This is a genomic window from Marinobacter flavimaris (genome assembly GCF_045057155.1).
Classification (GTDB): domain Bacteria; phylum Pseudomonadota; class Gammaproteobacteria; order Pseudomonadales; family Oleiphilaceae; genus Marinobacter; species Marinobacter manganoxydans.
Genome location: NZ_CP171359.1, coordinates 468,525 through 488,663 on the forward strand (window position 1 = coordinate 468,525; position 20,139 = coordinate 488,663).

General features: G+C 58.0%; 17 protein-coding genes. 10 read left to right on the forward strand and 7 right to left on the reverse strand.

The genetic code is table 11. The features are described from left to right. Positions 1-78: 78 nt before the first annotated feature. The 4 genes from ACGK9W_RS02390 to ACGK9W_RS02405 all read right to left on the reverse strand — a co-directional run bounded on the left by ACGK9W_RS02390 (position 79) and on the right by ACGK9W_RS02405 (position 4,360). Positions 79-1,272: an NAD(P)/FAD-dependent oxidoreductase gene (locus ACGK9W_RS02390; protein ID WP_008170557.1), complete on the reverse strand. Its 1,194-nt coding sequence runs from the start codon at positions 1,270-1,272 to the stop codon at positions 79-81. A gap of 43 nt (positions 1,273-1,315) precedes the next feature. Continuing rightward, positions 1,316-2,122: a PhzF family phenazine biosynthesis protein gene (locus tag ACGK9W_RS02395; protein ID WP_008170555.1), complete on the reverse strand. Its 807-nt coding sequence runs from the start codon at positions 2,120-2,122 to the stop codon at positions 1,316-1,318. Positions 2,123-2,196: 74 nt separating this feature from the next. Beyond that, complete coding sequence (locus tag ACGK9W_RS02400) at positions 2,197-2,853, reverse strand: response regulator transcription factor (protein ID WP_288367294.1); 657 nt, start codon at positions 2,851-2,853, stop codon at positions 2,197-2,199. Next, positions 2,846-4,360: a PAS domain S-box protein gene (locus ACGK9W_RS02405; protein WP_405418961.1), complete on the reverse strand. Its 1,515-nt coding sequence runs from the start codon at positions 4,358-4,360 to the stop codon at positions 2,846-2,848. Before ACGK9W_RS02405 ends, ACGK9W_RS02400 begins: the two co-directional genes overlap by 8 nt. Before the next feature lie 152 nt (positions 4,361-4,512). Here ACGK9W_RS02405 and ACGK9W_RS02410 point away from each other — a divergent pair, with 152 nt between their 5' ends. From ACGK9W_RS02410 to ACGK9W_RS02435, 6 genes are all read left to right on the forward strand, one after another. Beyond that, complete coding sequence (locus tag ACGK9W_RS02410; protein ID WP_405418963.1) at positions 4,513-6,141, forward strand: acyl-CoA synthetase; 1,629 nt, start codon at positions 4,513-4,515, stop codon at positions 6,139-6,141. 97 nt (positions 6,142-6,238) lie between these two features. Beyond that, complete coding sequence (locus ACGK9W_RS02415; RefSeq protein ID WP_041645090.1) at positions 6,239-7,615, forward strand: solute carrier family 23 protein; 1,377 nt, start codon at positions 6,239-6,241, stop codon at positions 7,613-7,615. 255 nt (positions 7,616-7,870) lie between these two features. Further along, the gene (locus ACGK9W_RS02420) at positions 7,871-8,704 is read left to right on the forward strand and encodes a metal-dependent hydrolase (protein WP_008170545.1); all 834 of its coding nucleotides are present in this window, start codon (positions 7,871-7,873) and stop codon (positions 8,702-8,704) included. A 110-nt stretch (positions 8,705-8,814) separates the two neighbouring features. Then, positions 8,815-9,765: a DegV family protein gene (locus tag ACGK9W_RS02425; protein WP_008170544.1), complete on the forward strand. Its 951-nt coding sequence runs from the start codon at positions 8,815-8,817 to the stop codon at positions 9,763-9,765. Between the two features lie 139 nt (positions 9,766-9,904). Further along, positions 9,905-10,939 (forward strand): hypothetical protein, encoded by a 1,035-nt coding sequence (locus ACGK9W_RS02430; RefSeq protein WP_286804053.1) that lies wholly within the window; start codon positions 9,905-9,907, stop codon positions 10,937-10,939. A gap of 56 nt (positions 10,940-10,995) precedes the next feature. Next, on the forward strand, positions 10,996-11,634 hold the full coding sequence (locus ACGK9W_RS02435) for a LysE family translocator (RefSeq protein WP_014576519.1): 639 nt from the start codon (positions 10,996-10,998) through the stop codon (positions 11,632-11,634). Between the two features lie 71 nt (positions 11,635-11,705). Here the strand turns inward: ACGK9W_RS02435 and fdxA are convergent, their stop codons facing one another. Beyond that, on the reverse strand, positions 11,706-12,029 hold the full coding sequence (gene fdxA, locus ACGK9W_RS02440; protein WP_008170541.1) for a ferredoxin FdxA: 324 nt from the start codon (positions 12,027-12,029) through the stop codon (positions 11,706-11,708). A gap of 150 nt (positions 12,030-12,179) precedes the next feature. Continuing rightward, on the reverse strand, positions 12,180-14,810 hold the full coding sequence (gene mutS, locus ACGK9W_RS02445; protein WP_405418967.1) for a DNA mismatch repair protein MutS: 2,631 nt from the start codon (positions 14,808-14,810) through the stop codon (positions 12,180-12,182). 81 nt (positions 14,811-14,891) lie between these two features. On the opposite strand from mutS, the gene pncC reads away from it, so the two are divergent. From pncC to ACGK9W_RS02460, 3 genes are all read left to right on the forward strand, one after another. Further along, complete coding sequence (pncC, locus tag ACGK9W_RS02450; RefSeq protein ID WP_062785224.1) at positions 14,892-15,392, forward strand: nicotinamide-nucleotide amidase; 501 nt, start codon at positions 14,892-14,894, stop codon at positions 15,390-15,392. 164 nt (positions 15,393-15,556) lie between these two features. Beyond that, entirely contained in the window at positions 15,557-16,603 is a 1,047-nt protein-coding gene (recA, locus tag ACGK9W_RS02455; RefSeq protein ID WP_008170534.1) for a recombinase RecA, read from the forward strand. 20 nt (positions 16,604-16,623) lie between these two features. Further along, on the forward strand, positions 16,624-17,094 hold the full coding sequence (locus tag ACGK9W_RS02460) for a flavodoxin family protein (RefSeq protein WP_008170531.1): 471 nt from the start codon (positions 16,624-16,626) through the stop codon (positions 17,092-17,094). A 15-nt stretch (positions 17,095-17,109) separates the two neighbouring features. Here ACGK9W_RS02460 and ACGK9W_RS02465 read toward each other — a convergent pair whose 3' ends face one another. After that, entirely contained in the window at positions 17,110-17,487 is a 378-nt protein-coding gene (locus ACGK9W_RS02465; protein ID WP_008170530.1) for a PilZ domain-containing protein, read from the reverse strand. A 217-nt stretch (positions 17,488-17,704) separates the two neighbouring features. Between ACGK9W_RS02465 and ACGK9W_RS02470 the strand changes: the two genes are divergently transcribed. Then, complete coding sequence (locus tag ACGK9W_RS02470) at positions 17,705-20,113, forward strand: ATP-binding protein (protein WP_008170528.1); 2,409 nt, start codon at positions 17,705-17,707, stop codon at positions 20,111-20,113. Positions 20,114-20,139: the final 26 nt, after the last annotated feature.

Here is a 20,139-nt window from a genome sequence, read left to right on the forward strand (position 1 = left end):
TTGTGTGTTCTCCGGTCATGCCAATACATGAACTCAGCTTACCAGTTCGACGGTCGCTTTGGGCAGTCGGATGTGCCCTCAGGCGCTGTTGCCGGCCGCCACACCCGAAGCCCAGGCCCACTGGAAATTATGGCCGCCGAGGTGGCCGGTCACGTCCACCACCTCACCGATGAAATACAGGTTTGGCTTCTCCAGCACCGCCATGGTTTTGGAGGAGAGCTGGCGTGTATCCACACCCCCCAGGGTAACCTCTGCCGTGCGGTAGCCCTCGGTTCCCGCCGGCTTGATCGACCAATGGCCGAGGACATCGGCAACCTGCTCAATATCGCTGTTCTTGTAGCCCTGCAAGGGACCGGTCCAGCCCTGCAGTTCGTTGAAGGCCTGGGCAAACCGTTTTGGCAGGTGCTGGGTCAGGTAGTTTGCAATGGTTGACTGCGGGCGGGTTTTCCGGAGGTTCAGCAGGTCATCCTTGATGCGGCAGGCCGGCAGCAGATCGATGGCCAGGCTGTCGCCCGGCTCCCAGAAACTGGAAATCTGGAGCATCGCCGGGCCACTGAGCCCGCGATGGGTGACCAGCATCGGTTCCCGGAAGTGCTGGTCATGGCACTGCACGTCAACGGGACAACTGACACCGGACAAAGGCGCGAGCTGGTCTTTCAATTCCGGCTGCAGGGTAAAGGGTACCAGGCCCGCGCGGGTGGGAAGTATGTCCAGCCCGAACTGCTCGGCTACCCGGTAACCGAATGCGGTGGCGCCCATGGTGGGAATCGACAGGCCACCGGTGGCGATCACCAGGGATTCACAGGTGAGATCGCCGGAGCCGACGCTCAGGCGGTAGCCGCTGTCGATTTCGGTAATGCGGTCGACCGTTGTTTTCATTCTCACTTCTGCTCCTGCCCACTCGCATTCGGTCAGCAGCATGTTGAGGATATCCTTGGCGCTGTCCTTGCAGAACAACTGGCCAGGGGCTTTTTCCTCATGCTCAATGCCGTGCCGGTCTACCAGTTCCAGAAAATCCTGGGGCGTGTAGCGCTTGAGTGCGGAAATGCAGTAGTGCGGGTTGTCCGACAGGAAGTTGGCGGGCGTGCTGTTCAGGTTGGTGAAGTTGCAGCGGCCGCCGCCGGACATGAGGATTTTCTTGCCTGGCTTGTTGGCGTGGTCCAGCACCAGCACCCTGCGGCCGCGATAGCCGGCGGTTGCCGCACACATCAGGCCCGCCGCGCCGGCGCCGAGGATGATTACGTCGTACTGTGATGCTGAAACTGCCGTCATACTGCCCGCCGTTGGAAAGAAAACGGCGGGCAGTATACCAGTCTCAGGGCAGGTAGACGGAGCCTTCCATGAAGAATGCAGCCTGGCCGGCGATGTCGACCCGATCCCCCTTCAACTCGCAGTGCAGCACGCCGCCCCGGGCTGAAACCTGCCGGGCGTCGAGCCGTGTCTTGCCCAGTTTTTCTGACCAGTAGGGCACGAGCACGCTGTGAATGGAGCCGGTAACCGGGTCTTCATCAATACCGGCGCCCGGAGCGAAATAGCGGCTGACGAAATCGCAGTCTTCGCCAGGTGCGGTGATGATCAGCCCCTGATTGCCGATTTGCTTGAGTTTGCGCAGATCCGGTTGAGCAGATCGCACGGCGTCCTCATCCCTCAGAACCACCATGTAATTGGTGTCGTTTGGAACAAAAAACGAAGCATCAGGCGCGTTATCCAGGGCTTCCCGAATCAGTGCCGGCGTGCTCTGTTCCTCGAAAGCCAGATTCGGGAAATCCAATACCAGCCAGCCATCATCGGCCTGCCGGACGGAGAGTGGGCCGCTTTTGGAGCGAATGCGAATCTGATCTTTGTCCCAGCCAAGTTTGTTGAAGATGACCCAGGCGCTGGCCAAAGTGGCGTGGCCACACAAGGGTACTTCGATGCCCGGAGTGAACCAGCGAATGTGGAAATCGGCTTCGTCCCCCTCAGGCAGCTGCACGAAGAAGGCGGTTTCGGAGAGGTTGTTCTCAATGGCAAGCGAGAGCATGGTTTCGTCCGGAAGCCAGCTTTCCAGCGGCATGACCGCGGCCGGGTTGCCACCGAAAATCTTGCTGGTAAAAGCATCAACCTGGTAAATGGGGTAGGTCATGGCTGTTCTCCTGATGGGCGGTTTCGACTGATGATAACGCGCCTGGGGGTGCCGTACCGAGTCGTTCTTGCCGTTCAGTTCTTTTCCCTGCGCAGGTCCAGCGGGTCGAGCAGCCCGGTGGCAATGGCTGTGCCGGTAACATCCGGCAGGCGATCGGCGCCCAGGCGTTTCATCACCCGGGCCCGGTACAGATCAATCGTCTTCACGCTGACATCCAACTGCTCGGCGATTTCCCGGCTGGTGTAGCCCTGGGCCAGTGGCAGAAACACATCCCGTTCGCGCCGGGTGAGGGTGGCCAGCAGGGCGTCGGTTGCCTCATCGCCCTGCAGCTGTGTGCCGGATTGTTGGTGTTCCTGAAGGGCCTGTTGAACGCTGTCCAGCAGCAACTGTTCGTTGAACGGCTTCTCGATGAAATCGAAGGCCCCGGACTTGAACGCCCTCACCACAATGGGAACGTCGGCGTGCCCGGAGACAAAGATGATCGGCAGGTCCAGCCCCCGCTTCTGAAGCTCCTCCTGAACGTTCAGGCCGCCCAGCCCGGGCATCCGCACATCCAGAACCACGCAGCCCGCTTTCTTGTTGCCAACCGCATCCAGGAATTTCCGGCCGTCGCTGTAGGCTTCCACGTTCAACCCGACCGATTCCAGCAACCACTGGGTGGATTCCAGCATGCCGGCGTCGTCGTCAACCACATAGACGGTGGTGGCTTCCGGTGTCGCTTGATCACTCATCTGGCTGCATCTCCGTGTTCGAGGTTCTGTTCTTGTGGCCCGGGCTGGCCGGGAAACGGCAGATCAGGGAGAGTCCGCCCGTTGCTGCCGGCCTGGCGTCCAGGAAGCCTCCAAAGCCTTCGATAATCGAACGGCTCATCGAGAGCCCCAGGCCAAGCCCCTGGGGCTTGCTGGTATAGAACGGCTGGAACATCTGGCGAATGCCCTGCGCGTCGAGCCCCGGGCCTTCGTCGATGACCTCAATCAGGGTTTCGTTCTGATCGTTGATGCAGGTCGTTATGGCGATCTGCGAGTGTGGGCCCGGGTTGTCCTCACCGCGAGCCTCAACCGTGGCTTCGATACCGTTGCGGATCAGATTGATCAGCACCTGTTCCAGCAGCACCGGGTCGGCGGTGATGACGGGCGCACAACAGGCCAGATTCTCTCGGATCTGCACCTTGTTTTTCTCGGCCTCCCATTGGCAAAGACGGGCGACATTGCTGACGACTTCGTTCAGTGCGATTGGTGCGGTCCGCTTCTGGCCCTTGCGCAGGAAAGCTCGCAAACGTTTGATGACCTCCGAGGCCCGGTTGGCGTGGTGAACAATCTTCTGGAGGCCGTCGTCCACTCGATCGAGGCATTCGGGATTGGTTCGGGCGCCTTTGAGATAGCGCTGGCTGGCGCTGGCAAAGTTCACGATGGTGGCCAATGGCTGGTTCATCTCGTGGGCAATGCTTGAGGCAAGCTCCCCCAGAGTGGCGAGCCTGGCGGTGTGGGCGAGTTCGTCGGCCAGCCTGCGGTTGTTCTCCTCGGACTCTACCCGGGCGGTGATATCCCGGGATACGCTGATGACCTCAATCACAGCGCCAGTGTAGGTTTCCCGAATGGCCCTGCTGGCAATCTCGAACCAGCGGCGGGAACCGTCCCGGTGAATAATCTCCAGAGTCATGGTGGCGTAGCCGTCGTCCCGTAGCTGGTTGCGGGTTTCAGCCAGCTTCTGAACCACCTGATCGCCCCGGAAAATTTCTTCCAGGGGCTTACCCCTCAGTTCTTCCGGCCAGTAGCCCAGCAGCCGCCAGGATGCGGGCGTGGCATCGATAAACCGTCCGTCCGGGGCATGGCGGGAAATGAGGTCGGTGGTGTTCTCGGTAATCAGCCGGTAAAGACGGTTGGAGCGGGTCGCTTCTTCCCGGTTGATGGTTTCGTCTGTAGCGTCTCTGGCCCGCGCCAGAACCGTCGAGCTCCCGATATCGGGGACGAACGTCCACACCAGGAAACGCTCGGTGGTGTCTGCCGGAATTCTGGCTTCCACATTCTCGATCGATCGTTCCTGCTCCAGGGACGACTTCACAAGCGCCTGAACGTTGACCGGCAGCAGATGGAACAGCGAGGTCAGGTTGGCGTTCTGGCAAAGATGATGGCTGGCCAGGTTGCCCTCCAGAACGCTGCCTGTCGCATCCAGGATCAAACCGGGTTGCGGGTCGGCGTCATGCAAACTAAATACACTTGGAGTGGAAAAATCGTTCATGGCTTATCGTTATAGTAAATTAACTATAATACGTTGGTATAGTTTCTAGTGTTTTTGCTATCCAATACTATTCTGACCAGCCCGAAGTATAGCTAGTTTAGCGATATTCCTGAATACGCCATAAGAACAACAGTACTCAAGAGGACCACGCAATGACCTCGATATTTGATCAAGGCCTGGCGCCCGTCGACGCCAACTACGCCGTCCAATCTCCCGTTGATTTCATCGAACGTACCGCCACGGTTTACCCGGAGTATCCCGCCGTCATTCACGGGGCCATCCGTTACAACTGGGCGCAGACCTACGAACGTTGCCGCCGTCTGGCATCAGCCCTCAAAGGGCGCGGCATCGGACGCGGTGATACCGTTGCCGTCATGCTTCCGAATATTCCCGCGATGGTGGAAGCCCATTTCGGGGTGCCCATGATTGGCGGGGTGCTGAACACCCTGAACGTTCGCCTGGACGCTGAGGCCATCGCCTTCATGCTGGATCACGGTGAGGCCAAGGTTGTGATTGCCGACCGGGAGTTCGGTGAGGTGATCAGGGACGCCGTCAGCCGGCTGGACACCAAGCCGCTGGTGATCGATGTGGACGATCCCGAGTATGGCGAGGGTGTTCAGGTCAGCGATCTGGACTACGAGGCGTTCCTTCAGGAAGGGGATCCGGTATTCCAGTGGAGCTTCCCGGAGAACGAGTGGGATGCGATCTCTCTGAACTACACCTCCGGCACTACCGGCAATCCAAAAGGTGTGGTCTATCATCACCGTGGCGCCTACATCAATGCCATCGGCAACCAGACAGTCTGGTCCATGGACATGCACCCGGTGTACCTGTGGACCTTGCCGATGTTCCATTGCAACGGTTGGTGTTTCCCCTGGACCATCACCGCCATGGCCGGCACTCACGTCTGCCTGCGCCGGGTTGATCCCGAGAAGATTCTGCAGCTGATCCGGGATCATCAGGTTACCCACATGTGTGGCGCCCCGATTGTGCTTAACGCATTGCTGAACGTGCCGGAATCCGCCAAGGCCGGCATTGATCACGACGTGAAGTCCATGACAGCAGGCGCGGCACCCCCCGCCCAGGTCATTGGTGCCATCGAGGAAATGGGCATCCAGGTGACTCACGTTTACGGTCTGACCGAAGTCTATGGCCCGGTAACCGTTTGTGCCTGGAAATCCGAGTGGGATGCGCTGCCACTGCATGATCGTGCCCGGAAAAAGGCCCGTCAGGGCGTTCGTTATCACACTCTGGCAGGCACGATGGTCGGCGACCCGAACACCATGGAGCCAGTGCCCAAAGACGGCAAAACCATCGGTGAGATTTTCCTGCGCGGCAATACGGTGATGAAGGGCTATCTGAAGAACCCCAAAGCCACCGAAGAGGCCTTCCGGGGTGGCTGGTTCCACACCGGGGACCTGGCGGTATGGCACGAAGACGGCTACATGGAGATCAAGGACCGGCTGAAGGACATTATCATCTCCGGTGGTGAGAACATTTCCACCATTGAGGTTGAGGATACCCTGTACCGCCACCCGGCTGTGCTTGAGGCAGCTGTGGTTGCCCGGCCGGACGAAAAGTGGGGCGAAACCCCCTGCGCCTTTGTGACCCTGAAGCCGGAAGCCGGTCAAGTCAGCGAGGAAGACATCATCAACTTCTGCCGCGAGCACCTGGCCCGGTTCAAGGTACCCAAGACCATCGTCTTCTCGGAGCTGCCCAAAACCTCCACGGGTAAGATCCAGAAGTTCGTGCTGAGGGATCAGGCCAAAGAACTGGACTGATTCCCCGATCGGCTGCGCCGGCCCCGGCGCAGCCGAATTAAACCAGAAAAAACAACGCTGTCAGGCACACGCGCCGCGTGAGCCCGGAGACCTTTTTATGCAAATGTTTCACCGAAAGAACGGGGAAGAGCAGCCGTTCTGGCCGGCCGGTCCCTTCAAGGTTCGTCTGCCGTTCGTTCATTACCGCTGGGAGTTCGCGGAGATGGTGCAGGCTCTGATCATGTTCGTGGTCAGCCTGGCCATGATTCCCCTTCTTGAGAAATACCTGGGTGTGCCCTACGACGTGGCTCTGGCTTACGTGGTGATCTGTGGCATCGGTTTCATGCTGCCGGCACTGCTGGGTGTTCCCCTGGTGCCGGGCTGGATTACGCCAGGGATTCCTGTGGTTCTGCTGTTCCTGAGCGACTACGAGCCGGGCCCCGAGGCGATTCAGGCGCTGTTCGCGCTGCAGTTCCTGGTGTTCATTATCTTCCTGGTTCTGGGTATTACACGCCTGGGCAGCAAACTGGTGGAGCTGATTCCCCGTTCCATGAAAGGCGGGATTATCATCGGTGCCGGTATCGCCGCCCTGATGGGTGAGATTGAGGCAGGCGGCCGTCTCGCCAACACGCCGATCTCCCTGATCATCGGTGGCCTGGTGTGCCTCTACCTGATGTTCTCGGTATCGTTCAAAGGTTTTGTGGAAAGCAATTCAATCGCCCGCAAGATTGCCAACTACGGCATGGTGCCGGGTATGGTGGTTGCGATCCTGGTTGGCTTTGCAACTGGCGAATACGAGGTGCCCAATGTGGAGTGGGGCATCACCAAACCCGCGTTTGATGAGCTGTGGAACTACCTGCCGTTCGCCGTCGGATTCCCGGATGCCAACGTCTTCCTGTACGCCATTCCCACGGCGGTGATCGCCTACGTGATTGCCTTCGGCGATATCGTGGTCGGCCAGTCATTGATGAACCGCGTTGATCATCTGCGCAAAGACGAAGATATCGATAACAGCATCGACCGGGTGCATCTGGTAACCGCTATCCGCAATGGTGGCCACGCGTTCTTCGCACCCTATCCGGGGCTGGCGGGCCCGATCTGGACGGCTGTCACTGCCACCATGGCCGAGCGCTACAAGTACGGTCGTAACGCCATGGACTCCATCTACAGTGGCGGCGGTACTTTCTGGATTACGGGTTTTATTGCCCTTTTCGTTCTGCCGCTGGTGAGCTTCTTCCAACCGGTGCTGCCGATTGCCCTGTCACTGACACTGCTGCTGACCGGCTATATCTGCCTGATGGTAGGGCTGGAGCAGCTGGAGAATAACACCGAGCGTGGCATTGCCGGCACCATGGGTGTTGTTCTGGCCGTCTATGGCGCTGGCTGGGGCCTGGCCACCGGCGCCGTCCTCTATTTCCTGATTGAACGTACCAAATTGCTTGGCTTTACCGCCGACCCGGAAGCGCCGGGCGTGAAAGCCGCGGAAGAGCACTAAACCTGCGTCTTCCGGCTCTGCACCGGAAGGCGTTGACCCCCTGTGTGTCCTTGGGAGGCCTCGTGCCTCCCTTTTTTATGCCTGAATGTTTCCCTGAGCATGGGCGTTGACAGAATGTCATTTCGTGACAATTTGTCTAATTTTTCCTCCTGAAGTATTCCTTCCGCGCGGTTTCCGGGTTTAAACTGCCAGAACTGATGAAATTTTGTCCGCTGTTCAATACTGATAACAACACTACAAAAACAGGAGGCAGTCATGACCATCAGCTCCACGCCCGAGGGGGTGTCCGTTGAGCCGAGACATCTGCGGTTCGATGTCAGCGAGGATCTGAAAACGCTCTGGCATGGCAACGATGCTTTCCGGACCGCGTTCTTCAACGCCCTTTCCCTGCAATTTCCCGATGGCGAGCAGCAGTTTATCAATGCCGTAAGGCTCTATCGGGACAAGATCGAGGATCCAAAGCTTAAAGCGGAGATCCGCGGATTTATTGGCCAGGAAGCCCTGCACAGCAGGGAGCACAAGGATTACAACGAGGCCCTGAAGGCCCGGGGCTACGATATTGATGCCCTGGACCAACGGTTCCGCAAGCATATGGAGTGGGTGGGTAAACTGCCACCAAGCCGCCAACTGGCAGGTACCTGTGGCGCCGAGCACTACACCGCCGTCCTGGCCAATGCCATCCTGAGCCACCCGGAGTGGATGGAAGGCGCCACGCCGACCATGGCAAAGCTCTGGAGATGGCATGCGATTGAGGAAACCGAACACAAATCCGTCGCCTTTGATGTTTACCGGGAATGTGTCGGCAATGAACAGCTTCGCCGGATCGTCTTCCTCTTTGTTACCTGGAATTTCTTCAAGTACACCTTTTTGAATACCTGTAGCCTGCTGAAGGCCGATGGCAAACTCTGGAGCCTGCGCACCTGGGTTGGCGGGTTTAATTTTCTCTGGGGCAAGCCCGGAGTGCTCCGCAAGTGTCTGCCGGAATTCCTGGCGTATTTCCGTAAAGGCTTTCACCCCTGGCAGCAGGATAACCGCGAACTGCTCGAGCAGAATCTCCGTGAGCTGGATATGACATCGGCAGCACGATAGGGCCGGGTTGCTGAAATTCTGATCGCGGTGTGTAAAACTGTGCGGCACAAAGAATAACGACAATAAAGGGGGCTTCCGTTCGAGAAGCTACCCGGAGCTGGAGGCCCACCATGCGAGTTGGTTTGATCGTCGATTCTGCGTGCGACTTACCCTATGAGTTCAGCCGCAAGCACGACCTGTTCGTGCTGCCGGTAACCGCTGTAATCGATGGCCAGACCTACATAGACAAGCATGATCCGGTTCGGACCCAGGAGTTCTATCAGAGCGGCCTGTTGCAGAAAGGACATCAGGCGGAAACCCGCGCCTTCACCGCAGAGCAGATACACGATCTGTTCATGGAGAAGATCGTCACCCAGTTCGATATTGCTATCTGCGAGACGGTCACGAAATCCCGAAGCCTGATTTTCCAGAATGCCACCGAGGCTATGAACAGTGTCCTGGCGAATTACGAAGGTGCGCGGGAGGCCGCCGGTCGTGATGGCCGGTTCTTTATGCGTGTGATCGACAGTAAACAGATTTTTGCCGGCCAGGGCCTGCTGGCAGCCCACACGCTCAAGCTGATCGGCCAGAATGTGTCCAAGAATGCCCTGCGCCATGAGGTGGAAACCTTCAGCGACAAGATCTACACCTGCGTCATTCCGAGGGATCTGCACTACATCCGTGAACGGGCACGGCGTCGTGGTGACAAGAGTGTGTCGGCGCTGGTTGCCTTCCTGGGCAAAGCACTGAACATTACGCCGGTTATCTTCGGGCAGGGGGCCGAGGGCCAGCCTGCGGCCAAAACCCGGAGTTTCGACGTGGCCGTGGAAAAGGTGATGAACTATGCCGCTGCCCGTGTCGAAGCCGGGCTTCTGACACCCTATGTAAGCCTGTCCTGTGGTCTTACCTGGACGGAGATCGAGGATTTGCCCGGGCTCAACCGACTGCGCGATGCTTGCGAACGCAATGGTGTGGAACTGCTGCTCTCCCAGATGGGGATTACCAGCAGCATCTACGTTGGCCCCGGCAGTCTTTGCCTCGCACTTGCTGCGGAACCCCACACCTTCAACGATTTTCAGTAACTCCTTCTCAGAGTGCGTGACTGAATCATACTGGCCCGGCCGCGCCTCTCCACCTGTAGTTTTGGCAAACCTGCCAGCGTTTCGTTCGTGTTAGCCTCTGGCCTGTGTGTTTCATTTCTTCAACAGGACAACTGACGCCATGACCAAAGGCAAAACGGATCTCGCCAACCAACTGCTTGAGCAGCATGTGAAACATGAGCTGGCTTCGCTAAAGGGCGCAAAGCTGCGCAAGTTCCTGGAGCAGGAGCTCGATGAGCTCTGGCATTATGCCGGCGAGATAACCCTTGGCCGGATAACCTCGGAAGAGCAGGTGATGGGCGTTATCCAGCGTATCGTTATGGACATGGAACTGGATGCAGGCATTCCGGAACTGGCTGCGGAGATGGCCACCGAGGTGCTCAATGCCGATGTGCAGTCAAAGACCACCCTGGGCGAGATCATCACCCGCGAACAGGCCACGGGCTTTCTGGAGGAAGCTCTGGAGCTCCGGCAGCAACGTGAACGGGTGATCAGCGAGATCATGGCGCACCCGGTCTATCAGGAGCTGGTGTCCAATGTGGTGTACCACGGCCTGGTGAACTACCTGTACGAGGATAACCTGATCACCAAGTCTGTGCCGGGCGTTGGTTCGATGATGAAATTTGGCAAGCGGATGGCCAACCGGGCGGTGCCGGGGCTGGATGAAACCTTTGAGCGTCGACTGAAAGCCTGGTTGTCTGACAGCCTGCCCGGTTTGATCAGCCGCAGTGAGCAATTCCTGCACAGTGCCCTGTCTGATGAGGAGCTGCGCGACAGTGTGATGGCCGCCTGGGTGTCTTTGGAGGATCGCACCATTGCCGAGCTTCACGAGGGGCTCGGAGACGTGCAGCTGCAGGAGTTTGTGGTGCTTGGCTATGAGTTCTGGCTGCAGTTTCGCAAGACCGGATACTTTGAGAACTGTGCCCGGGCCGTGGTTTCCCACCTGTTCGACAAATATGGCGAGCGCCCGCTTACAGACCTGCTGGGCGATATGGGGGTAAGCCGTGAGGTTGTTATGGCGGAGATAGATGCTTACGCAATTCCGGTTATAGACGTGTTGCGTGAAGAGGGCTATGTTGAGGCCGTGATTCGTCGGCGGCTTGCGCCATTTTACAAGTCCGCCGCTGCGCGTAAGATTCTCCAGCAGGAGGCCTGAGTCTGAGATTGTCGGAAGGGCCCCGGGGAAGGTTTCGTTCAGGATTTTGAGAGGGCATGACGTTGATATCGGATCTGTTCTGGGCCTATCTGGTTGCCATTACATTGCTCACCATCACGCCCGGTGTGGATACGCTGCTGGTGATGCGTAATACCGGCCGGGGCGGTTTGCGGGATGGGTGCGTGACCAGTGTCGGAATCTGTAGCGGCCTGTTCATTCATGCCACGCTCTCGGCGCTGGGCATCTCCCTCCTGTTGGTGGAAACCGCCTGGGCATTTTCTGCATTGAAGTGGGCCGGCGCTTGCTACCTGGTCTGGCTCGGCATCGGTTCGTTGCGCCAGGCCCTTCGCCGGGGTGACGCGCCTGCGGCAAAGGACGTAACGGTTGCCCGCCGGAAGGTGGGCTTGGCGGTGTCGTTTCGTGAGGGCCTGCTGTCCAACGTTCTTAATCCCAAAACCGCCCTGTTCTACATGGCTTTGCTGCCACAGTTTGTGGATCCGGCAGGCAACGCCTTTCAGCAGTCGCTGATGCTGGCCGGTGTGCATTTTCTGCTGGCAATGCTCTGGCAGTGTGGTCTGGCCTGGGTGGTGGTGACGTTTCGGAGTCTTGGTGTAAACGCGCGTGTGAAGCGAACGCTGAACGGCCTGACGGGAGGGTTTTTCGTGGCCATGGGCGCCAAGCTGGCCAGCACCTGACGCAATCACGGAACTTCAGGCAAAGAAAAAGGGAAGCCTCGGCTTCCCTTTTTTGTTCCAGTTCCGGATGCTTACTTTTCCAGATACTGAAGCTTGTTCGGCTTGCCATCCCATTCTTCAGCGTCTGGCAGTGGATCTTTCTTTTCGGTGATGTTCGGCCATTTGGCGGCCAGATCGGCATTCAGCTCCACAAACTGGACCTGATCGGCCGGCAGCTCGTCTTCCGAGAAAATGGCTTCGGCCGGGCACTCTGGCTCGCACAGGGCGCAGTCGATACATTCGTCCGGGTCGATTACCAGAAAGTTTGGGCCTTCGTAGAAGCAGTCTACCGGGCAGACTTCCACGCAGTCCGTATATTTACACTTGATGCAGTTATCAGTAACGATAAACGCCATAGTCAGATCCCTGGTCCAGTGGTCGGTCAGTCTCATCAGGAGCGCCTTCGGGCGCCACCGTTATATTTTGGTGCGCGATATTGTAGGGAGCGACCCGCACAGCCGCAAGCATTGGGCTGCTATAACCTTATTACACAGATCAATTTTGCGCTATTTCTTCATCAGCGCCTTCAGTTCGTAGAGCTGGTTCATGGCATCGCGGGGTGTCAGCCCATCCAGATCCAGCTCTTTAAGCGCGTCTTCCACGGCACTGGGCTCCATGCTGGCGAACATATCGCCCTGGTAAACCGGTTCGCTGACCTGCGTTGCCGGTTTGGTGCGGGGTGTGTCTTTTTGCGGTTCGCCGCCCATGTCTGCCGGCGCCTTTGGAGAGGCAGAGCCTTCCAGATTGGAAAGCTGGGTTTTGGCATTTCGGATCACATCCTGGGGCACGCCGGCCAGCTTGGCTACCTGGAGCCCATAGCTCTGGCTCGCCGGGCCATCATGCACGTTGTGCAGGAATACGATGCTGTCATCGTGCTCGGTGGCTGTCAGATGCACGTTGACGGCATGCTGCAACTCATCGGCCAGATGGGTGAGCTCGAAATAGTGGGTGGCAAACAGGGTGTAGCAACGGATTTCCCGGGCCAGGTGCTCGGCGGTGGCCCAGGCCAGTGACAGGCCATCAAAGGTGCTGGTGCCCCGGCCCACCTCGTCCATCAGCACCAGGCTGTGCTCGGTGGCGTTGTGCAGGATGTTGGCGGTTTCGGTCATTTCCACCATGAAGGTGGACCGGCCGCCGGCGATGTCGTCGGAGGAGCCCATCCGGGTGAAAATCCGGTCCACGGGGCCGATTACCGCCCGGTTGGCTGGCACAAAACTGCCGGTGTAAGCCAGCAGGGCGATCAGCGCGGCCTGGCGCATGTAGGTGGATTTACCGCCCATGTTCGGGCCGGTGATCACCAGCATGCGGCGCTGGGTATCCATCAACAGATCGTTGGGTACGAAAGGCTCATCCAGCAATTGTTCAACCACCGGGTGGCGGCCTTCCTCGATGTCGAAACCGGGGGATTCGCTGAATTCCGGCGCCGAAAAACGCAGGGAGGTGGCGCGCTCGGCGAAATTGCTCAGTACGTCCAGCTCGGCCAGCGCCTGTGCTGCATCCTGCAATGGTGCCAGTTGCCCGGCCACAGTTTCCAGGACCTCATCGTACAGGCCTTTCTCACGGGCCAGTGCCCGGCTCTTGGCGCTCAGGGCCTTGTCTTCAAATTCTTTCAGCTCTGGCGTAATGAACCGCTCGGCATTCTTCAGGGTCTGTCGGCGAATGTAATCCACCGGCGCCTGGTCCGACTGGGCCCGGCTGATTTCGATGTAATAGCCGTGGACCCGGTTGTAACCCACCTTCAGGGTGCTGATGCCTGTGCGGTCCCGTTCCCGGGTTTCCACGTCCAACAGATACTGGCCGGCGTTCTCGCTGATGTTGCGCAGCTCGTCCAGCTCCTCGTCGAAGCCTTCCCGGATGACACCGCCCTCACGGATCACAACCGGAGGGTTGTCGATAATGGAGCGCTCCAGCAGATCCGCCAGTTCCGGGTATTCACCAATGATGGTTGCCAGCTTGACGACATGGTGGGAGTTAACCGGTTTCAGGGTTTCCTGCAGATCTGGCAGTGCCTGGAAGGCATCCCGAAGCCTTGCCAGGTCTCGAGGGCGCGCTGACCGAAGGGCGACTCGGGCCAGTACCCGTTCAATGTCGCCCACGGTTTTCAACAGATCGTGCACAGGCTCGTAGTGAAATCCGTCGAGGAGCGCCGAAACGGCCTGCTGGCGCTGACGGACGATGTTCACGTCCCGAAGCGGGCGGTTCAGCCAGCGCCGAAGCTCCCGTCCGCCCATGGAGGTAGCGGTACGGTCCATCACCCAGGCCAGTGTGTACTGGTGGCCGCCCATCAGGTTGGTGTCGATCTCCAGGTTGCGGCGGCTGGCGGCATCCAGAATGACCGCTTCATCACGACGCTCGCGGGTCAGCTTGCGAATATGGGGCAGGGCGGTGCGCTGGGTTTCCTTGGCGTACTGCAGCAGACAGCCGGCGGCACAGACCGCCAGGTTCAGGTCTTCGCAGCCGAATCCGGTCAGGTCTCGCACCTGCAGCTGCTGGGTGATCACACGGCGTGCGGTATCGGATTCGAACAGCCAGGGACCCTGGCGTCGAATTCCGGTAAAGCCCTCCAGAACTTCCTCGTAAGGAAAATCCTCGCTGATCAGAATTTCCGCCGGGCGCAGTCGCTGAAGTTCACCCTGCAGGGCTTCCAGGTTCTCCAGTTCTGAAACGGCAAAACGGCCGCTGGAGATATCGAGTGAAGCAAAACCGAACTGCTCCCGATGGTTATAGATAGCCACCAGCAGATTGTCCCTGCGATCTTCCAGGTAGGCGTCGTCGCTCAGGGTTCCCGGTGTGACGATCCGCACCACCTGTCGCTCAACCGGCCCCTTGCTGGTGGCAGGATCTCCGATCTGTTCGCAGATGGCGATGGATTGACCTGCCCGAACCAGCCGGGCAATGTAGCCCTCAGAAGAGTGATAGGGGATGCCGGCCATGGGGATCGGATTGCCGCCAGATTGGCCCCGGGCGGTGAGGGTAATATCCATCAGCTCGGCCGCTTTCTTGGCATCTTCGTAGAACAGTTCGTAAAAGTCCCCCATGCGGTAAAAAACCAGTTCATTGGGGTGCTGGCCCTTGATCTTCAGGTACTGCTGCATCATTGGGGTGTGCTTGGAAAGATCGGTCTGAGCTGCTGACATGAACGGGTCCGGTAGCCTTGCTTTGGATGAAGGCGTGAATTGTAAGAAAATAACCGCCGTGATGAAACGAAGGAGGTCATTATGCTGGCCAGCGATCAGGAATTGGAAGAGGCAGGCAACCGCCTTGGTGAACGACTGCTGACAACCGGCCGTACCGTTGCGACGGCGGAGAGTTGCACCGGCGGCTGGGTTGCGAAGGTACTGACCGATCGTGCCGGTTCTTCGGCCTACGTGCTGGGTGGCCTTGTCACGTACAGCAATGAGGCCAAGCAGGGGCTTCTGGGCGTAACCCGGAAATCGCTGGATGAACACGGTGCGGTCAGCGAACCGGTGGTGCGGGAAATGGTTGCCGGTGCCCTGGTGGCGACAGATGCTGACGTTGCCGTGGCTATCAGTGGTGTTGCCGGGCCCGGCGGTGGCAGCGAGGAAAAGCCTGTGGGCACCGTCTGGTTTGCCTGGGGTAGCAGCCCGGCCTCCACCGTGGCCGTGGTAAAACACTTTGAGGGTGATCGTGATCAGGTTCGCAGGCAGGCCGTTCTCTTTGCCCTTCAAGGGGTTAACAATTTTGTGGACGAAGTCTGACGGCTTTCACATCCGGAGGGGTTGGTCTCCTCTGCGGGTTATGTTTTAATACTGTTCAAATATACAGGGAATGGGCTGTTCGAGCTGTACAGATTCCCGATTCACTATTTCGCTGCCAGCCTTTTCCTGAGGGTGGCGGCCCAGGCGACAGAGGGTTTGCACTGATGGAAGACAACCGCAAGAAAGCATTGAGCGCAGCACTTGGGCAGATTGAGCGCCAGTTCGGCAAGGGCGCCGTGATGAAAATGGGCGATCAGCCCCGCGAAGCCATTCCTGCGGTCTCCACCGGTTCCCTTGGCCTGGACGTTGCCCTGGGTATTGGCGGTCTTCCATACGGTCGAATTTGCGAAATCTACGGTCCGGAAAGTTCCGGTAAGACGACGCTCACCCTGCAGGTAATTGCCGAAGCACAGAAAGCCGGTAAAACCTGCGCATTCGTGGATGCCGAGCACGCGCTCGATCCGGTTTACGCCGAAAAGCTGGGCGTCAATGTGGACGACCTTCTGGTGTCCCAGCCGGATACCGGTGAGCAGGCCCTGGAAATTGCCGACATGCTGGTTCGTTCCAATGCGGTAGACGTGATCATCGTGGACTCCGTGGCGGCCCTGACCCCGAAAGCGGAAATCGAGGGTGAAATGGGCGACAGCCACGTGGGTCTGCAGGCGCGACTGATGTCCCAGGCGCTTCGCAAGCTGACTGGTAATGTCAAACACGCTAACTGCCTGATGATTTTCATCAACCAGATCCGTATGAAAATCGGGGTTATGTTTGGCTCGCCCGAAACCACCACCGGTGGTAACGCGCTGAAATTCTACTCCTCCGTTCGCCTTGATATCCGCCGCATTGGTGCCGTGAAAGATGGTGACGAAGTGGTCGGTAACGAGACCCGCGTGAAAGTGGTCAAGAACAAAGTATCGCCGCCGTTCAAGCAGGCCGAGTTCCAGATTATGTACGGTAAGGGCATTTACCACATGGCGGAAGTGCTGGATATGGGCGTCAAGGAAGGCTTTGTCGACAAGTCCGGAGCCTGGTACGCCTACAATGGCGACAAGATCGGTCAGGGCAAGGCCAACGCCTGCAAGTTCCTGGAAGAAAACATGGACATTGCCAACGAGATCGAAGCCAAGGTTCGGGACAAGTTGATGCCCAAGCCTGAACCCAAGAAAGACGCAAAAGAAGAGCCCGCAGAAGCCAACGGCGAGCTGCTCTAAGCTTGATGTAGGGAGGACGTATGGATGGCATGAAGAAACTTTTGATTGTTGCCCATGCGCCTTCCCCGAACACCCTCCGCCTACGAGAAGCTGTGGATGAGGGTGCCCGCCATGAAGATATCGAAAACGTTGAAGTAACCGTTCTGGCACCGTTGGATGCCGGTCCCGAAGACGTTCTTGCCTGCGACGCCATTATTCTGGGCACCACTGAGAATCTCGGGTATATGAGTGGTGCTTTAAAAGACTTCTTCGATCGCAGCTACTATCCCTGCCTCGAGAAAACCCAGGGGCTACCTTTTGCCTATTACATTCGCGCCGGCCATGACGGCACGGGCACCAAGCGGGCAATAGAAAGCATTACTACCGGGCTACGCTGGAAGCTGGTCCAGGAGCCTTTGATCTGCCGGGGTGAATACCGGGAAGAGTTTGAAGATCAGTGTCGGGAGCTGGGGATGTATGTTGCGGCCAGCCTTGACGCCGGGCTGGTTTGATTCCGAAGGCCTGGCTCAGCTGGCAAACCGGTTGTAGAAGCCTTCAATCCGCGACAGGGCATTGTCGACAGTTCGTGAATAGCCCTTCTTGTCCAGGCAATAGCTGAACTGGACACTGACGCGATAGCCGGTCTGGAAGGGCTGGCATTCCACCACCCGGGCACAAACCCGCGATTCGCTGATGTACTTGCCGTCAAAATCCATGAACAGACGGGCGCCCGGCTCTACTGGTCGGGGGCATAGCACTGCCATTCCGTACCGGTTGAGGTCCAGGCAGGTAACCGGCGTGGGGTGTTTGCCACGACCAAGGAAGCTACGCTCCCGGAGCTGGACCTTCAGGCAGGAGGCGGGGTAACGATCCTTGATTCTGCGCTCTGCGGAATCATTGGTCATACGCTGGCGTCCGTTGCGTGCATTGTTTTTATGGTTGGGACATAAAGTGTAGTTCCGGAAAGGCTGGCTGAAAAATGAGCGGCGGCGGAATTGTGAACTGCCTAACAAAATCCCGCGCAATGTGCGCGACTCCAGAAATCTTCGTGCTGAACGCGACAGAGCCGACCGCAGAATCTACAATGACCGGCCAATGTGTTAACCGTTACAGGACCAAACCTTGAAGTCACTGCCTCTGCACCAGCTTTACAAAGCCTGTGTTCTGAAAGATCTGCCGTTCAAAACCACCAAGCAACTGGAGCCCCTGGCTGAAATCGTTGGCCAGAACCGTGCCCAGGAGGCTGTGCGTTTTGCTCTGGCAATGCCCCATGGCGGTTACAACGTCTATGCCGTTGGCCGTAATGGCCTGGGTAAGCGCACCATGATGCTGCGTTACCTCGAGCATCATGTGGATACGGATCAGCAGAGCCATGACTGGTGCTACGTGGCCAACTTCGAGGAGCCGCGCATTCCGAAGCTGTTGCAGCTCCCGGCCGGGAAGGGTACCCAGCTCAAACAGGATATGGAAAAGCTGATGAGTCGCCTGGTCAAGGTTATTCCACAGACCTTTGACAGCGACAGCTTTCTTGAGCGCTCGGAACAGTTGAAAAACGAATACGGCAAAAAACAGGAAGACGAGCTCGAGAAGGTGGCGGCACAGGCCAAGCGCAAAAAAGTCAGCCTCACTGTGACAACCCCGGGCGGTTATCGGTTGGTGGCCATGAATGGCGACGAACCCCACACTGCGGAATCTTTCCAGGCTCTGACTGATGAGCAGCGCGACAAGTTCGAAGATGCCATCAACAAGCTTGAGAAAAAGCTCAGGCAGGCGCTCCGCAAACTGGCGGACTGGGAACAGGAATACGCTGATAAACAGCAAGCCCTGAACCAGGAGACCCTCGAGAGTATCTCAGGCCATCAGATCGATGAGCTGATCGAGAAATACAAGGATCTGCCGGACGTGGTCGCCTTCTTTGAGGCGGTTCGGGCGGACCTGGTTGAAAATCTCGAGATTTTCCTCGATGACAACGAGGAACAGGCAGCGATTGCGTATGCGTCCCTCGACAAGAAGATGCCCCGCCGTTACCTCGTCAATGTTCTGGTGCACCAGAAAACCAACGAAGTACCAATGGTGGTGGAGGATAACCCCACCTACCACAACCTGTTCGGTTACGTTGAGAACGTCACCTTCAAGGGCACCGTGTTCACGGATTTCTCCCTGATTCGCCCTGGCAGCCTGCACAGGGCCAACGGTGGCTATCTGTTGATGGACGCCATCAAGGTTCTGGAGCAACCGTTCGTATGGGATGGCCTCAAGCGTGCGCTGCGTTCGAAGTCCATACAGATAAATTCCCTGGAACGGGAACTGACGCTGTCCGGAACCATCTCAATTGAACCGGAATCGGTGCCCCTGGACGTCAAGATTGTTCTGTTCGGCGACCGTGAAACCTGGATGTTGCTGCAGGAATACGATTCTGAATTCGCCGAGCTGTTTCGAGTCACGGCGGATTTCGAGAACGAAATGTACCGTTCCGATGACAGTCAGCTGCTATATGCCAAGTTCATCGCCAGCCTGGTGAGCGAGAAGAAGCTACTGCACTGTTCGAACAAGGCGGTTGCCCGGGTGATTGAACACAGTGCCCGTATGGCCGAGCATCAGGATCGACTGTCCCTGCACGCGGCCGATATTGCCAACCTGCTGCGGGAATCCGATTTCTGGGCCCGTCAGGCCGGTGCCAAGCTGATCCAGGACCTGCACGTTGAGCGCGCGCTGGAAAGCGCGAAATACCGCAGCAGCCGGATCCGGGATCAGTTCTATGATTCCATCCGTGACGGCACAACGCTCGTAACTACAAGTGGCACGTGTGTTGGCCAGGTTAATGCACTCTCGGTGCTGTCCACGGGTGGATTTGAGTTCGGTCTTTCCAACCGTGTCACCGCTACCTGCTATTATGGAGATGGCGCGGTCATGGATATTGAGCGAGATGTAAAGCTTGGTGGCAATCTGCACTCCAAGGGCGTGATGATCCTGAGCTCCTGGCTAGCCTCCCATTTTGCGGTCAACGATCCGATGCACCTGTCGGCCAGTCTGACCTTCGAGCAGAACTACGGTGAAGTGGACGGAGACAGTGCGTCTCTGGCAGAGCTGTGCGCGCTGATTTCGTCCCTTTCCGGTATACCGGTTCGGCAGGATCTTGCGATTACGGGGTCGGTCAACCAGTTTGGTGAGGTTCAGCCCATTGGCGGTGTCAACGAAAAAGTGGAAGGCTTTTTTACCACCTGCCAGCTCAAGGGTGGGCTTTCAGGCAGCCAGGGTGTCATCGTGCCATCCACCAATGTGCAGAACCTGATGCTTGACAGCGAAGTGGTGCAGGCAGTGCGCGGGGGGCAGTTTGCGGTGTACGCGGTCGCCCGTGTTGAAGAGGCCATCACGCTGCTGCTTGGAAAGCCTGCGGGCAAGGCCGATGACAAAGGCAGGTACCCGAAGCAGAGCGTTTTTGGCATTATCCAGCAACGGCTAGAAAAAATGCGGGAACACGAGCGTCAGGAACATGCCCGTGACGACCATAAAGACCCGTCAATTCACTGACCGGCGATCATAAGAAAACGGACAGG